This window comes from Streptomyces griseorubiginosus (genome assembly GCF_036345115.1).
In the GTDB taxonomy this organism is placed as follows: Bacteria; Actinomycetota; Actinomycetes; order Streptomycetales; family Streptomycetaceae; genus Streptomyces; species Streptomyces griseorubiginosus_C.
Genome location: NZ_CP107766.1, coordinates 1,487,975 through 1,501,839 on the forward strand (window position 1 = coordinate 1,487,975; position 13,865 = coordinate 1,501,839).

The window sequence follows — 13,865 nt, forward strand, 5'->3', positions numbered from 1 at the left end:
CCGTCGCTCCCGTCATGCCGTCGTTCCCGTCACCGGGTCGTAGACACCCCGGGTGTCGGCGGCGAGGGGTCGGCCGTACTCGCGGGCCGGGTCGCCGAGCCGCCCGGTCGCCCTCCCCCAGGCCGGCGTCCGCCCGTGGACGAAGGCGACCAGGTCGGCGTGCATCCGGGTGGCGAGGTCCGCGGGCGGGTTCGGGCCGAGCGCCTCCTGGACGCCCGGTGCGTCGAGCAGGTCGAAGAAGAAGGGGAGGTCCACGCAGTGGACCGCGCCGCCGAGGGTCGGGGAGGGCCATTCGAAGGAGTACAGCCAGGTACCGGCCGGGGCGTCACGCCGGGCGGCGGCGACACGGGGGCAGGCGGAGCGGAACAGGAGGTCCGTGGTCCGGGTACCGGCCGCACGCGCCCCCCGATCGCGGTCGCGGTCGCCGTCGCGGTCGCGGTCGCCGTCGCAGTCGCCGTCGCGGTCGGGCGGGTCGCTGTCACCGTCCCTGTCCCTGTCCCTGTCGAACGTGTCCCCGTCGAACTCGTCGCCCGTGGCGCCCAGCAGCAGCGGCACGTCCCGTCCGTGCACGGCCAGCCCCTCGACGAGCGGCACCGGCAGGATGTCGTCGCCGACGACCGGGCCGAGCACGAGTGCGTCGTCGCCGTTCCTCAGGTCGAGCACGCCTCGCTGGACCGACTCCGGGTCGCAGGCGGCGAATCCGGCCCGTGTGGGCGGCACGCCCAGTCGCTCCGCGAGCCGTGCGAGGAAGCCGCGCACCGTGGGCGCGTCCACCTCGAAGAGGCCGCCGGACAGACTGACCGCCCGCTGGAACCGACCCGGCCCCGCAGGCGAGGACAGCAGCGCGAGCACCGCCGCTCCCCCGGCCGACTGTCCCGCGAGGGTGACCCGGTCCGGGTCGCCGCCGAACGCGGAGATGTTCTCCCGCACCCAGTCGAGCGCGAGCAGCAGGTCCCGCAGCGCGAGGTTGGTGGGGACGTCGTCCAGTACGGCGAACCCGTCGACGCCGAGCCGGTGGCCGACGGTGACGGTGACCACGCCGTCGCGCGCGAAGGCCCGGCCGTCGTACCAGGGGCTGGCCGGGCTCCCGGCGAGGAACCCGCCGCCGTGGATCCACACGAGCACCGGGCAACCGTCCGCCCCGGGGGCCGTGACGGAGAGGTTCAGCACGTCGTCGCCGGGTACCGACGGCTCCGGGATCGTGGTCGTGGCGAACAGCGGCACGCGTTGTGCGGTGGCGCCGGGGCGCGTGGCGTCGTACGGCTGGGTGAAGCGCCCGCGGGGGACCGGCGCCGCGAACCCCCGTGCACCGGTGGGTGCTTCGGCGTACGGGATGCCCAGGAACCGTCGTACGCCCTGGTGTTGACGCCCGACGACCGTGCCCGCCGGAGTCCGGACCGTGACCGTCGTACTCATCGCAGCCCCGTTCCCGCGATGCCCTGCACGAAGTACCGCTGGAGGAAGAGGAAGAGCACGAGGACCGGCAGCATCACGACGATCGCCCCGGCGAGCAGCAGGCCGTAGTCGGTGACGTGGGCGGCGGCCTGGCTGGTGGCGGCGAGGCCGACCGGGAGGGTGTAGGTGGACATGCTCTGGGCGACGACCAGCGGCCAGATGAAGTTGTTCCAGGAGTTGAGGAACGACATGATCGTGATCGTGGCGACGGCCGGTCCGGCCAGTGGCAGGAAGACCCTGAAGAAGATCCGGAACTCGCCCGCGCCGTCGATGCGGGCCGCTTCGAGGAGTTCGTCGGGGACCGACAGGGCGTACTGGCGCATGATGAACACCGACAGCGGAAGTGCCGCGCCGGGCAGGGCGATTCCGGTGAGGGTGTCCGCGAGTCCCAGGTCGACGGTGATCACGAACTGGGTCACGAACACGGCGGTGAACGGCACCATCATCGCCGCCATGACCGCGCCGAAGGCGAACTTCCGGCCCGCGAAGTCGAGCTTGGCGAGGGCGTATCCGGCCGCCGAGGCCGCCACGATGTTCCCGGCCACCACGATCAGCGCGACGACGACGCTGTTGACGAGGAACCGGCCGAAGCCCTGGGTCTCGAACAGCCGCGTGAAGTTGCCGAAGGTGAGGTGGTGCGGGAACAGGGCGCCGGGGTCGGAGCGGATCTCGTCGAGGCTGCGCAGCGAACCGCTCACGCCCCACGCGAAGGGCAGCGTCGTGAGCAGGGCGCACAGCAGCAGGGCGGCGTACAGCAGGGGGCGGGAGACTCGGCTCATGTGCGGGACCTCAGCAGCCGGAACTGGACGACGCTGACGACGGTCACCAGGGCGAGCGTCACGAAGGAAGCCGCCGAGGACATTCCGAACTCGCCCGCCCCGAACTGCCGGTAGGTGTAGAGCGCGACCGACTCGGTGGAGCCGAGCGGGCCGCCGCCGGTGAGGAGGTAGGGCTCGTCGAAGACCTGGAGGTAGAAGACGGTCAGCAGGACGGAGACCATCAGCGTGGTCGGCAGCAGCAACGGCAGGGTGATGTGCCGGAGTTGGCGCCGGCGGCCGGCCCCGTCGAGGGCGGCGGCCTCGTAGACGTCCTGCGGGACCGCTTGGAGGCCGGCGAGGAACAGCACCATCGCGATGCCGAAGTTGCGCCAGACGCCGAGCAGGATGACGACCGGCATGGCCAGGTTCGGGTCGTCCAGCCAGTTCGGTCCCGCGAAGCCGACGGCGCTGAGCAGCTTGTTGACGGTGCCGTCGATGTGGAAGGCGTACTGCCAGATCAGCGCGACGGCCACGACGTTGGTGACGACGGGTGCGAAGAAGACGGTGCGCAGGACCCCGCGCAGCCGACGGATGCCGGAGTTCAGCGCGAGGGCGAGCGTGAAGCCGATGCACATCGTCAGGGGTACGCCGACGGCCACGAAGAGGGCGGTGTTCAGGATGTCCCGTACGAAGGTGTCGTCCTGGAACAGCCTCAGGTAGTTGTCGACGCCGGTGAAGTCGACGGCGAACGGGGTGCGCAGGTCGGCGCCGCGGATGTCGGTGAGGCTCAGGGCGAGCGCGGCGACGGTGGGGATCGCCGTGTAGACCAGGAAGACGAGGGCGAAGGGGGTGAGGAAGAGCCAGGCTACGGCCGTACGCCGGGCCCGGGACCTCCTGGGCGAGGCCGGTTTCGGGGTCGCCGCGGTCTCCCGCGGCGCCCTGACGAGAGTCGTGGCCATCACTTCGTACCGGTGCCGACGCTCTCGGCGTACGCCTGGATGTTCGCGGCCGCCTTCGCCGCGGTCTCCTTGCCCTTCGCGACGGCCTCCATCTCCTTGCCCAGCCGGGTCGCCACCTGCTGCCAGGTGCTGACCTGCGGGAACGCCCGGGTGTTCTTCAGCTGGGTGAAGAAGGCGTCCAGGAGCGGCTGGCCCTTGATGGCCGGGTCGTCCCAGGCGGAGATGACGGCGGGCAGTGAGCTGTACGCCTTGTACTGCGCGACCTGGGTGCTCGGCTTCGCCAGATACCGGACGAGCTTCCAGGCGGCGTCCGTGTTGCCGCTGCCGGAGAGGACGCCCCAGGTGCCGCCCGCGGAGAAGGAGACGCTGCTCGACGCTCCGGCGGGCAGCGGGGCGGTGGCGACATGGGCGGCGGTCCAGCCGGTCTTCTTGGCGGCGGTGTCGAGCTGGCCGATCACCCAGGGCCCGGTGATCATGCTCGCCGTCCTGCCGGAGACGAAGTACGGCTGTGCGTCGAGGAAGGTCGGCCCGGCGGTGTCGGCGGTCCCGGCGGTGAAGAAGGCCGCGTTGTACTGGAGGGCGTCGACCATCTGGGGCGTGTTCAGGTTCCACTTGCCGTCGTCGCCGACGAGGGAGCCGCCGGCCTGCCAGGCGTACATGGCGACGTCCTGGCCGTTGAAGATGTCCCACCCGATGTCGGCCCCGAGCCCGCGGGCCGCGCCGGCGCCCTGGAGCGCCTTGAGGAAGGGCTCCATGTCGGCCCAGGCGGTCGGTGCCTCGACGCCCGCCTTCCTGGCCAGATCCGATCGGTAGACGAGTGCGTAGGTGTACGCGTACCAGGGGACCGTGTAGGCCACGTCGTCCACGACCCCGGCGGCCCACAGGCTCTTGAAGAAGCTGTCCGGATCGACCAGTCCGTCCGGCACCGGGAGCAGGGTCGAGGAGTCGAGGAACTGTGCCTGCGACTCGGGGAAGAACTGGGCGACGTCCGGTCCCTTGCCCGCCGCGATCGCCGCCTGGAGCTTGGTGTAGTACTCGGCGTTGGGGATCAGCGTGGTCTTCACGACCAGGTCGGGGTTGGCGGCCTTGAACGGCTTGACCACCGTGCCGAGCACGTCGGCGTCGCCCTGGGCGGCCCAGAGGTTCACGGTGCCGGTGGCCGGGGACGCGTCGATCTTCTCGGCGCTCTTCTTGGCCGCGGAAGCCGCGGCCGCGTCGTTGTCGCGCCCGCAGCCGGCCAGGGGAAGCGCGGCGCCGAGCGCCATTCCGGCGGTCAGCCGCAGGGCGGTGCGGCGGGAGAAAGGGGGCACGGGGACTCCTGTGACACGGGATGCCTCACGAGTGCGGAGGGCTGTGGCGTGATGTGTCCCGACGCTATGAACCGCGTGTTTCGGCCACGTGGCGGTCCTCGCCCCGAATAATTTCGGAACTTGTAGCGAAATCGGCGCGCCTGCCCGCCGAACTCCTCGACGCCGCGAGGGCCCGGCGCGCGCGCTGCGCACCGGGCCCTCGCCTTCCCGTGGTGTCCGGCGGGTGTGCCGCTACTGGTGCCGGCCGCTCGTGAACTTCTCGAAGGTGTGGCTGAAGGCCCAGGTGTCCTGGGCGATGCCCGAGCAGGAGTCGGAGCCGCCGGTGCCCGGGCAGCCGCCGTTGTCGCGCTGGAGGGCCCAGAAGGAGAGCGTGTTGATCCTCTTGGCCTCGGCCCACTCCTCGACCGTGGCCGCGTTCCCGACGGTGAAGGTCTCCTCGGGGCCGTAGTCGTCGATGCCGGGCATCTCGATGATCCCGATCGTGCTCCACAGCTTCGCGGAGCTCTTGTCCGGGTGGAGCGCGGCCAGTTGGGCGTGCAGGCCCTCGGCGGCCGTCTCCGTGTCGGCCGCCATGTCGTGCGTGGCGCCGTCGTAGTAGTCGAAGGTCATGAGGTTGACGACGTCCACGCGCGCGTGGTTCGCGACGGCGTTCTGGAGCACGGCGAGCCCGTTGGCCTCCAGGCCGTGTGTGGAGGTCGGCAGGGTGTAGGAGAACTGCACGGTGCGGCCGGTGCGCTCGGCCCAGCGCTGCACCTTGGCGATCGCCTTGTTACGGCGGTCGATCCCGGCGGTGTTGTTGATCGAGTCGCCCTCGACGTCGAGGTCGATGCGGGTGATGCCGTACGTCGTGACGAGGCTCTTGAACACGTCGGCGATGGCGTCGACGTCGGTGCAGCTGTCGGCCAGTTCGGTGCCGGTGGTGTCCGCGGACCAGCCGCCGAAGGAGGGGATGACGTTGCCGCCGCGGGCCTGGAGGGTGGCGATGTCCCGGCCGAAGGTCGCCTTCGAGATCGGCTGCGTGCTGTCGCCGTTCCAGTAGGCGGTGCAGGAACCGGGCGCGGCCGTCTGGAGGAAGGCCAGGGTGAGGTACTTGTTGCCGGAGGCGGCGGCGAGGTCGGCCGGGCTCTCGCCGGTCCAGGACTCGAAGTAGGGCGCGGCCACCTGGGCCGGCAGGGGCTTGCCGAAGGCCGTGAGCGAGGGGGACGAGGGCGCCGCGAGCGCGCTCCCTCCCCCGAGTCCGACGAGCCCGGCGGACAGGGCGCTCACGCTCAGACAGGACAGCAACACGCGGAAATGACCAGGTCGTCTCACTGACGCTCCCAGGGGGAAAGGGCACGCGGGAACTGCGGGATGACAGAACCGCGGGGCGAACCGTGCCCATAATTGGACTAGACCAGCTAACTGTCAAGGTTCTTTACAGTTAGCTTGCCGAGCCCTTTCCGACCCCGCGGTCCGCCCTTGCCCGCCCTGGTTCTTCCGTGTGACGGAAGCGGTGTTGCCGTCCCCCGGCGGCCGCCAAGACGATGCCACTACCACGACAGACGGGAGCCGCAACGATGCCGCACATGACCGCCTTCGCCAGGAACCAGTGGTACGTCGCCGCCTACAGCCACGAGGTCGGTCGCGAGGAGCTGCTCGGACGGACCATCCTCGGTGAACCGCTCGTCTTCTACCGGACCGAGGAGGACGGCACGCCCGTCGCGCTCGCCGACCGCTGTGTGCACCGCCGGTTCCCGCTGCACGAGAAGCCCAGCCGGCTCGACGGCGACAAACTCGTGTGCGGCTACCACGGGTTCACGTACGACACCTCGGGCACCTGTGTGTACGTGCCGGGGCAGAAGCGCGTGCCGCGCACCGCGCGCGTCGCCTCCTACCCCGTGGTCGAACTCGACTCCCTGGTCTGGGTGTGGATCGGCGACCCGGCCCTCGCCGACGCGGACACCATCCCGCGCGCCCGCCACCTCGACTCCCCCGGCTGGGTCACCGTGCGCGGCATGGAGCCCATCGACGCCGACTACGGACTGCTGGTCGACAACCTCCTCGACCTCTCCCACGAGACCTATCTGCACGGCGGCTACATCGGCACCCCCGAGGTCGCCGAGACGCCGATCACCACGGAGGTCGACGAGGGCGCCGGCATCGTCCGGGTGAGCAGGCACATGGACGACGCCGAGTGCCCGCCCTTCTACGCCAGGTCCACCGGCATCGAGGGCCGCATCACCCGCTGGCAGGACATCGAGTACCACGCGCCCTGCCTGTACCTGCTGCACAGCCGTATCGCCCCGGTCGGTGTGCTCCCCGAGGCCGACGGCAGCGACCCGAACGGCTTCCACACCGAGATCACGTACGCCATCACGCCGTCGAGCGACGGTCACGTCTACGACTTCTGGATGGTCTCCCGCGACTGGGCCACCGAGGACGCCGAGGTCACCGAGTTCCTGCGGGGCAACAACCACACGGTCGTGATGCAGGACGTGGACGCGCTCAACCTGCTCCAGAAGACGCTCGGCACCGAGCGGGCCGGCTACCAGGAGCTCAGCATCAACATCGACACCGGTGGCCTCGCCGCCCGCCGCATCCTCGCCCGTCTGGTCGAGGAGGGCGACAAGCCCGTGGAGAAGGTCCTGTGAGTGCCGGACCCACCGGGGAGATCTACCGCATCGACTGGCTGCCGGGCACCGACACCCTGCACGGCACCTGTCACTGCGGCCGCGAGCACACCTCGCAGGACCCGATCGAGATGTGGGAGTGGATGCTCGCCCATCCGCAAGGACACGAGCCCGAGGGATCCGTTCATGAGTGACGCGTACGAAGCCGAACTCGTCGTCGCCCGCCGCGAGTCGGCCGCCGACGGCGTGCTGGCCCTCACCCTGCGCCACCCGCTGGGCGAGCAGCTCCCGGCCTGGGAGCCCGGTGCCCACATCGACGTGGTGCTCGGGCCGGGCCTGGAGCGCCAGTACTCCCTGTGCGGCGACCCCGCCGACCGCACCGGCTGGCGGATCGCCGTGCTGCGCGAGCCCGCGGGGCGCGGCGGATCGGCCCATGTGCACGAGCAGTTGGGGCAGGGCGACAAGGTCAGGGTGCGCGGTCCGCGCAACCACTTCGCCCTGCGGCCCGCACCGCGCTACCGGTTCATCGCGGGCGGCATCGGCATCACCCCGATCCTCCCCATGCTCGCCGCGGCGGAGGCCGAGGGCGCCGAGTGGACGCTGCTCTACGGCGGGCGGACGCGTGAATCCATGGCGTTCACCGAGGAGTTGAGCCGCTACGGCGACCGCGTGACCATCGCCCCCCAGGACGAGACCGGCCTGTTGGACCTGCCGTCGGTGCTCGACGGCGTCCCCGGGGGCACGCTGGTCTACTGCTGCGGCCCCGGCGCGCTCCTCGACGCGGTGGAGGCGCGCTGCCCGGCCGGACTGCTGCACGTGGAGCGGTTCGCGCCGAAGGAGCAACCGGAGGGCGAGAACACGCAGTTCGAGGTCGAGCTGGCGCAGACCGGCACGACGGTCACCGTCGCCCCGGACGTCTCCGTGCTGGACGCGGTGCGCGCCTCCGGTGTGGAGGTGCTGTTCTCCTGCACCGAGGGGACCTGCGGCACCTGCGAGACCGACGTCCTCGAAGGCACCCCGGACCACCGGGACTCGGTGCTCACGGACGAGGAGCGGGAGGCCGGGGAGACCATGATGATCTGTGTGTCCCGGTGCCGGGGGAAGAGGCTCGTGCTGGACCTGTAGCAGTCGACGAGTTGACCCGGAGGCGACACCGAGTGACTGTCAACAATATTGTCAGCCAAAGGTGTTGACCAAGTACCCACGAGCCACCTACCTTTCGCGCTGAGCACCACTGTGCGGATCCGCGCGCACAGCCTGTCGGAACAACGAAGTCTGCACAGGAGGAGCCATGCGTCGTCTGCTCGTCACCCTCGCGGCCGGAGCGTTACTGGTCACCGCGTCGGCCTGTGGTTCGTCCGGTGACTCGGGGGCCTCGGGCTCGGGACCGTCGTCCGGGGGCACCACCACTGTCAAGCTCGGGCTCATTCCGATCGTCGATGTCGCACCGATCTATCTCGGCCAGAAGAAGGGCTTCTACGACAAACACGGGCTGAAGCTCGAGATCTCCACGGCGTCCGGCGGCGCGGCCATCGTGCCCGGAGTCGCCAGCGGGCAGTTCCAGTTCGGCTTCTCCAACGTCACCTCCCTGCTCCTCGCCCAGACCAACGGCGTGCCGATCAAGGCGGTTTCGAACGGCATCGCATCGACAGGCGTGGCCGGCAAGGACTTCGCGGGCATCGCGGTGAAGAAGGACAGCGCGATCACGTCCGCGAAGGACCTGGAGGGCAAGAAGGTCGCCATCAACACCCTCAAGAACATCAACGAGTCGGCGGTGCGCGAGTCGGTCCGCAAGGACGGCGGCGACCCGGACAAGGTGAAGTTCGTGGAGCTGGCCTTCGACCAGATGCCGGCCGCGCTCGACGGCGGCCAGGTCGACGCGGCCTGCGCGGTCGAGCCCGCACTCGCCACCATCAAGGGCCAGGGCGGCCGGGTGATCGCCTCCCCGATGGTGGACGTGGCCGCGAACACCACGGTGGCCATGTACTTCACCTCGACGCGGTACCAGCAGCAGAACGCCGACGTGGTGAAGAGGTTCCAGGAGGCCACCGCCGAGTCCCTCGCCTACGCCGACGCCCACCCGGACGAGGCCCGCCGGATCATCACGACGTACACCAAGATCCCGGCGTCCGTCCTGGCGCAGGTCACCCTGCCGAAGTGGCCGGCGGAGCCGAACAAGGAGTCCATCGAGGCACTCGCCAAGCTGGGCGAGGAGGACGGGTTCTTCAAGAAGACCCCCGACGTCGACGCGCTGCTTCCGTGAGACTCCAGAACGCGGCGCTGGGCGCCGCCGGGCTCGCGGTCTTCCTCGCCCTGGGCGAGGCGGTGCCCCGGCTCGGTCTGGTCAAGGAGGAGTACTTCCCGCCGACCAGCCGGATCGTCCGGGCCCTCGCCGACGAACTCTCCGACGGCGCCTTCTGGACGGCCCTCGGCGACACCCTCACCGGCTGGGCGCTCGGCCTGGCCATCGCCGCGTCGGCGGGCATCGTCGTCGGTGTGCTCGTCGCGGTCGTGCCGTACCTGCGCGAGGCGACCGCCTCGACGATCGAGTTCCTGCGCCCGATCCCCTCGGTCGCCCTCATCCCGCTGGCCGTGCTGTTGTACGGCAGCGAACTGCGCTCGGTGCTGCTGCTCGTCGTGTACGCGAGCTTCTGGCAGGTCCTCATCCAGACGCTCTACGGCGTCCAGGACGTCGACCCCGTCGCCGACGAGACCGCGCGGTCGTACGGTCTAGGCACCTGGGCGCGGATCCGGCACGTGCTGTGGCCGACCGCGCTGCCGTACGTCTTCACCGGCGTCCGGCTGGCCGCGGCCGTCGCGCTGATCCTCGCCATCACCGGTGAACTCGTCATCGGGGCACCGGGGTTGGGCGCGCGGATCGCGGTCGCGCAGAACTCGCAGGCGGTGCCGGAGATGTACGCGCTGATCGTGGTGACCGGTCTGCTGGGGCTGCTCATCAACGTCGGCGCGCGTACCGTGGAGCGACGGGCGCTGGCCTGGCACCAGTCGGTGCGCGGGGAGGTGGCGGTGTGAAACGGCTCGCCCTTCAGCTTCTCTTCGTGCTCGCCCTGCCCGCCCTGCTGGTGGCGGGCTGGTGGCTGGCCTCCGCCGACAGCACCGACGTCTTCTGGCCGCCGCTGCGCACGATCCTCGAGACCTTCCCGGACGTGTGGACCGGTGAACGGCTGCGCGACGACGTGCTGCCCAGCATCTGGCGGCTCTCGGCCGGTTACGCGCTGGCCGCCGTGGTCGGGGTGGCGGTCGGCACCGTCATCGGCTCCTACCGGCGGGTGCGGGCGGTGTGCGAACCCGTCCTGGAGTTCCTGCGGGCGATCCCGCCGCCCGTGCTGATCCCGGTCATCATGCTGTTCGCGGGCATCGGCGACACCATGAAGGTCACGGTCATCGCGAGCGGCTGCGTCTGGCCGATCCTGCTCAACACGGTCGAGGGCGTCCGCGCGGTCGACCCGGTGATGCTGGAGACCGCCCGCTCCTACGGCATCTCCGGGCCCTCGCGCCTGCGCCACCTGGTGCTGCGCTCGGCGAGTCCGCAGATCTTCGCGGGGCTGCGGCAGGCCCTGTCGATCGGCATCATCCTGATGGTCATCAGCGAGATGTTCGCGGCCAGCAGCGGCATCGGCTTCACCATCGTCCAGTTCCAGCGCAGTTTCGCGGTCCCCGACATGTGGACCGGGATCATCGTCCTCGGTCTGCTCGGCTATCTCCTCTCCGTCGTCTTCCACCTGGTCGAGCGGCGGGTCCTCGCCTGGTACCACGGCCTGCGCGCCTCGGCCCGGCGGTCCCCGTGAGTCACCCGAACGCGAAAGGGCGGTCCATGCTGGACGTACGTGGCCTGAAGAAGGTCTACGAGGGGTCAGGGCGCCGGGTGGAGGCGGTCCGCGACCTCACCTTCACCGTCGAGGCGGGTGAACTCGTGTGTCTCGTCGGCCCGTCGGGCTGCGGCAAGACGACCCTGCTGAAGTGCATGGGCGGTCTGCTCACTCCGACGGACGGCGAAGTCCACCTGGGCGGACGGAAGGTGAGCGGCCCCCCGCCCGGGATGGCGTTCGTCTTCCAGGAGTACGGGCGCAGCCTGTTCCCGTGGATGCGGGTCGCCGAGAATGTCGAACTCCCCCTGAAACAGAAGAACCTCAGCAAGGCGCGCAGGCGTGAACTGGTCACCGACGCGCTGGAGTCGGTCGGCCTCTCGGACGCCGCCGGCGCCTACCCGTGGCAGCTCTCCGGCGGTATGCAGCAGCGGGTCGCCATCGCCCGAGCCCTGGCGTACGAGCCGGAAGTCCTGCTGATGGACGAGCCGTTCGCCGCGGTGGACGCCCAGACCCGGGCCGACCTGGAGGATCTCGTACGACGGCTGTGGCGTGAGCGCGGCATCACGATCCTGTTCGTCACCCACGACATCGACGAGGCGGTCTACCTGGGCGAACGGGTCATCGTGCTCTCGGCCTCCCCCACGGTCGTGCAGGAGCAGCTCAAGGTCGATCTGCCCGACGAGCGGGACCAGTTGCACACCCGTGTGGCCCCGCGCTTCGCCGAACTGCGCACCCATGTGTACGAGCAGATCCAGGCGGCGAAACGCGGGACCGTGCAGGACGCCGTGGTCACGAAGTCGAGTACGCCTCCACTTCACTGAACTGCCCCGCTGGCCAGCCGGTGTTGGCGCTGACGGAGAGGCGGAGGTACCTGAGGCTGGTGCCGGCGGGCAGGGAGACGGTGGCCGTGTTGCCGGTCGCCGGGTCGAAGCGGTAGCCCTGTGCGCCGACGACCGTGGAGTAGGTGGCGCCGTCGGTGCTGCCGAGCACGGTGACGGTCTGGGTGCGCGCACCCCACGCCGGGGACGGGGGCAGCTTCAGCACGAGACGCCGTACGGCCTCGCTCGCGCCGAGGTCCACGGTCCACGACTGCGGGAAGGCGTTGTTGGCCGACTCCCAGTAGCTGTTCGCGTCACCGTCCACGGCCTTGCCCGGCGTGTAGACGTCCTGGGAGCCGGTCGCGGTGGCCGGACGGCCCTTGGCGAGGTTGCGGTTCGGGTCCGGGTCGGGGTTGCCCTGCCCCGGTTGCGGCCAGGTCGAGCAGTCCGACCAGGTGGTGTTCCAGCCGGAGTTGCCGCCGCCGTCGGTGAGGGCGAAGGTGCCGGAGTTCGAGGGGTAGGGGCAGTTGTAGACGCCCGCGGCCCCCACCGAAGTGGCTGTGACGTTGCGGAAGGTGGCGGCGCCCTGGGCCTCCGCCTGCACGACGACCGTCCCGGTGTTGCGGACGGTCGCCCCGTCCACGGTGACGTTGCGGACCGGGTAGCCCTGTCCGCCGCCGGAGACGAACTCGAAGGCGCTGTACGGGCTGTCGGTGATCGTCGTGTTGGTGATGTTCACGGTGGCGTTGATGGCGCTGTCGTACGAGTCGACCCTGAGCGCGCCCATCGGATGGTTCCAGTTGGGGTTCATCGCGCCGGTGCGGACGAGGGTGTTGCCGTCGACGGTGATGGTGCCGGCGAGGGGGAAGAAGGGGTCGAGGAACTTCTGGTTGGAGATCGCGATGCCGCTGCCGAGGGCGTTGGTGTCGGAGACCAGGTTGTTCCTGACCGCGATGTCGGTGCCGCCGTAGATCGCGATGCCGTTGGCCAGGTTCGGCTGGGTGATGGTGTTGTTCTCGAAGCTGCTGTTCGTGTCGGGCGCGTACAGGGACCACATGGCGAGCGCGTCGTCGCCTTGGTTGCGCAGGAAGTTGTGGCGCACCCGGACTCCGCGGGCGTTGCCGTTGAGGTTGAGGCCGTCGGCCGTCATGTCGAGGAAGCGGTTGTTCTCGACGACGAGGTTGTCGTTGTTGCCCGTCAGCCAGAGACCGACCTTGAGGTGCTGGAGCCACATCCCGGAGACCGAACTACCGGGGCCGAGCGAGCCGTTGACGAAGTTGTCCGGGTTGGAGTCGACGCGCTCGGTGACCTCGCCGATGACCGCGAAGTCCTTGATGCGGACGCCTCCGGCGGAGCCGGACTGGTCGATGAAGCGGGAGGTGTGCACGACCGAGTGCCAGCTGCCGGCGCCCTGGAGGGTGACGTTCTGGACCCCGCTCAGGGAGGACGTCAGCCGGTAGTCGCCGGGCGGGATCCACACCACTCCCCCTTGAGCTGCGGAGATGGCGTCCCGGAAGGCCTGGGTGGAGTCGCCGTTGCCGGTGGGGTCGGCGCCTTTTGAGGTCACGGACACGGATCCGGCGGGCTGGCCCGCGGCTCCCGCGACCTGCTCGAAGTCGGCCACGTCGGCGGTGACCTGGGTGCCCGTCGACTCGAAGGCGACCTTGTCGCCCGCCTGGACGTTCTGGCCGAGCAGGAGGCGGGCGTTGTCGAAGAAGTGGTGCGTCCTGGCGCCCGGGATCCAACTGGTGTCGATATAGGAGTACTTGGAGGTCACCGGAAGCGTTCTGGCGAGCCTGGTGCCGTTGACGTAGACGTTCAGCGTGCCCGACTGGCCGTCGGGGACGCTGTAGGCGAGGTTCACGGCGTTGGCCGCGCGGGGCACGGTGAACTCGACGCGCTGACCGCCGGTGAGCCGTACGGCCTGCCGGCCCGACGCCTCGGAGGCGAGCGTGCCCTGTGTGTGGTCCGGGCCGATCCTGGTGCCGCTGGTGGTGGCGGACTCGGCCTCGACGGAGGTGAAGGGGAGGGTGGCGCCGGCGGCCGCATGGGCGGTGGGGGCGGTGGCGGTAAGGAGGCCGGTGGTGAGGGCCACCGTGAGCGCTGCTGACATGCTCCTGACAGAT

Annotated in this window: 13 protein-coding genes; 7 read left to right on the top strand and 6 right to left on the bottom strand. The window is 70.2% G+C overall.

Annotated elements, in window-relative coordinates:
• Positions 1-12: 12 nt before the first annotated feature.
• The 5 genes from OHN19_RS06915 to OHN19_RS06935 all read right to left on the bottom strand — a co-directional run bounded on the left by OHN19_RS06915 (position 13) and on the right by OHN19_RS06935 (position 5,748).
• Complete coding sequence (locus tag OHN19_RS06915; protein ID WP_330263294.1) at positions 13-1,416, bottom strand: carboxylesterase family protein; 1,404 nt, start codon at positions 1,414-1,416, stop codon at positions 13-15.
• Positions 1,413-2,234, bottom strand: coding sequence for a carbohydrate ABC transporter permease (locus OHN19_RS06920; protein WP_330263295.1), 822 nt, complete (start codon positions 2,232-2,234; stop codon positions 1,413-1,415). The genes OHN19_RS06915 and OHN19_RS06920 overlap by 4 nt, the downstream gene beginning before the upstream one ends.
• Entirely contained in the window at positions 2,231-3,172 is a 942-nt protein-coding gene (locus OHN19_RS06925; protein ID WP_330263296.1) for a sugar ABC transporter permease, read from the bottom strand. The genes OHN19_RS06920 and OHN19_RS06925 overlap by 4 nt, the downstream gene beginning before the upstream one ends.
• Positions 3,172-4,482: an extracellular solute-binding protein gene (locus OHN19_RS06930; RefSeq protein ID WP_330263297.1), complete on the bottom strand. Its 1,311-nt coding sequence runs from the start codon at positions 4,480-4,482 to the stop codon at positions 3,172-3,174. The genes OHN19_RS06925 and OHN19_RS06930 overlap by 1 nt, the downstream gene beginning before the upstream one ends.
• 231 nt (positions 4,483-4,713) lie before the next feature.
• Positions 4,714-5,748: a chitinase gene (locus tag OHN19_RS06935; protein ID WP_330263298.1), complete on the bottom strand. Its 1,035-nt coding sequence runs from the start codon at positions 5,746-5,748 to the stop codon at positions 4,714-4,716.
• A 290-nt stretch (positions 5,749-6,038) separates the two neighbouring features.
• On the opposite strand from OHN19_RS06935, the gene OHN19_RS06940 reads away from it, so the two are divergent.
• The 7 genes from OHN19_RS06940 (at position 6,039) to OHN19_RS06970 (ending at position 11,742) form a co-directional block, all read left to right on the top strand.
• Entirely contained in the window at positions 6,039-7,112 is a 1,074-nt protein-coding gene (locus OHN19_RS06940) for an aromatic ring-hydroxylating dioxygenase subunit alpha (protein ID WP_330263299.1), read from the top strand.
• Positions 7,109-7,285, top strand: a complete 177-nt coding sequence (locus OHN19_RS06945) for a hypothetical protein (protein WP_185093134.1) — start codon at positions 7,109-7,111, stop codon at positions 7,283-7,285. Before OHN19_RS06940 ends, OHN19_RS06945 begins: the two co-directional genes overlap by 4 nt.
• On the top strand, positions 7,278-8,216 hold the full coding sequence (locus OHN19_RS06950) for a PDR/VanB family oxidoreductase (RefSeq protein ID WP_330263300.1): 939 nt from the start codon (positions 7,278-7,280) through the stop codon (positions 8,214-8,216). Before OHN19_RS06945 ends, OHN19_RS06950 begins: the two co-directional genes overlap by 8 nt.
• Positions 8,217-8,382: 166 nt before the next feature.
• Complete coding sequence (locus OHN19_RS06955; protein ID WP_330263301.1) at positions 8,383-9,354, top strand: ABC transporter substrate-binding protein; 972 nt, start codon at positions 8,383-8,385, stop codon at positions 9,352-9,354.
• Complete coding sequence (locus tag OHN19_RS06960; protein WP_330263302.1) at positions 9,351-10,124, top strand: ABC transporter permease; 774 nt, start codon at positions 9,351-9,353, stop codon at positions 10,122-10,124. Before OHN19_RS06955 ends, OHN19_RS06960 begins: the two co-directional genes overlap by 4 nt.
• Entirely contained in the window at positions 10,121-10,900 is a 780-nt protein-coding gene (locus OHN19_RS06965) for an ABC transporter permease (protein ID WP_330263303.1), read from the top strand. Before OHN19_RS06960 ends, OHN19_RS06965 begins: the two co-directional genes overlap by 4 nt.
• A 26-nt stretch (positions 10,901-10,926) precedes the next feature.
• A complete protein-coding gene (locus OHN19_RS06970) occupies positions 10,927-11,742 on the top strand; it encodes an ABC transporter ATP-binding protein (protein WP_330263304.1) in 816 nt (271 codons plus the stop codon).
• Here OHN19_RS06970 and OHN19_RS06975 read toward each other — a convergent pair.
• The gene (locus OHN19_RS06975; RefSeq protein WP_330263305.1) at positions 11,711-13,852 is read right to left on the bottom strand and encodes a discoidin domain-containing protein; all 2,142 of its coding nucleotides are present in this window, start codon (positions 13,850-13,852) and stop codon (positions 11,711-11,713) included. The two genes, OHN19_RS06970 and OHN19_RS06975, sit on opposite strands and share 32 nt — an antisense overlap.
• Positions 13,853-13,865: the final 13 nt, after the last annotated feature.

Coding starts and splice junctions, on each gene's coding strand:
- OHN19_RS06915 (WP_330263294.1), bottom strand. CDS start 1,416: ATGAGTACGACGGTCACGGTCCGGACTCCGGCGGGCACGGTCGTCGGG.
- OHN19_RS06920 (WP_330263295.1), bottom strand. CDS start 2,234: ATGAGCCGAGTCTCCCGCCCCCTGCTGTACGCCGCCCTGCTGCTGTGC.
- OHN19_RS06925 (WP_330263296.1), bottom strand. CDS start 3,172: ATGGCCACGACTCTCGTCAGGGCGCCGCGGGAGACCGCGGCGACCCCG.
- OHN19_RS06940 (WP_330263299.1), top strand. CDS start 6,039: ATGCCGCACATGACCGCCTTCGCCAGGAACCAGTGGTACGTCGCCGCC.
- OHN19_RS06950 (WP_330263300.1), top strand. CDS start 7,278: ATGAGTGACGCGTACGAAGCCGAACTCGTCGTCGCCCGCCGCGAGTCG.
- OHN19_RS06955 (WP_330263301.1), top strand. CDS start 8,383: ATGCGTCGTCTGCTCGTCACCCTCGCGGCCGGAGCGTTACTGGTCACC.
- OHN19_RS06970 (WP_330263304.1), top strand. CDS start 10,927: ATGCTGGACGTACGTGGCCTGAAGAAGGTCTACGAGGGGTCAGGGCGC.
- OHN19_RS06975 (WP_330263305.1), bottom strand. CDS start 13,852: ATGTCAGCAGCGCTCACGGTGGCCCTCACCACCGGCCTCCTTACCGCC.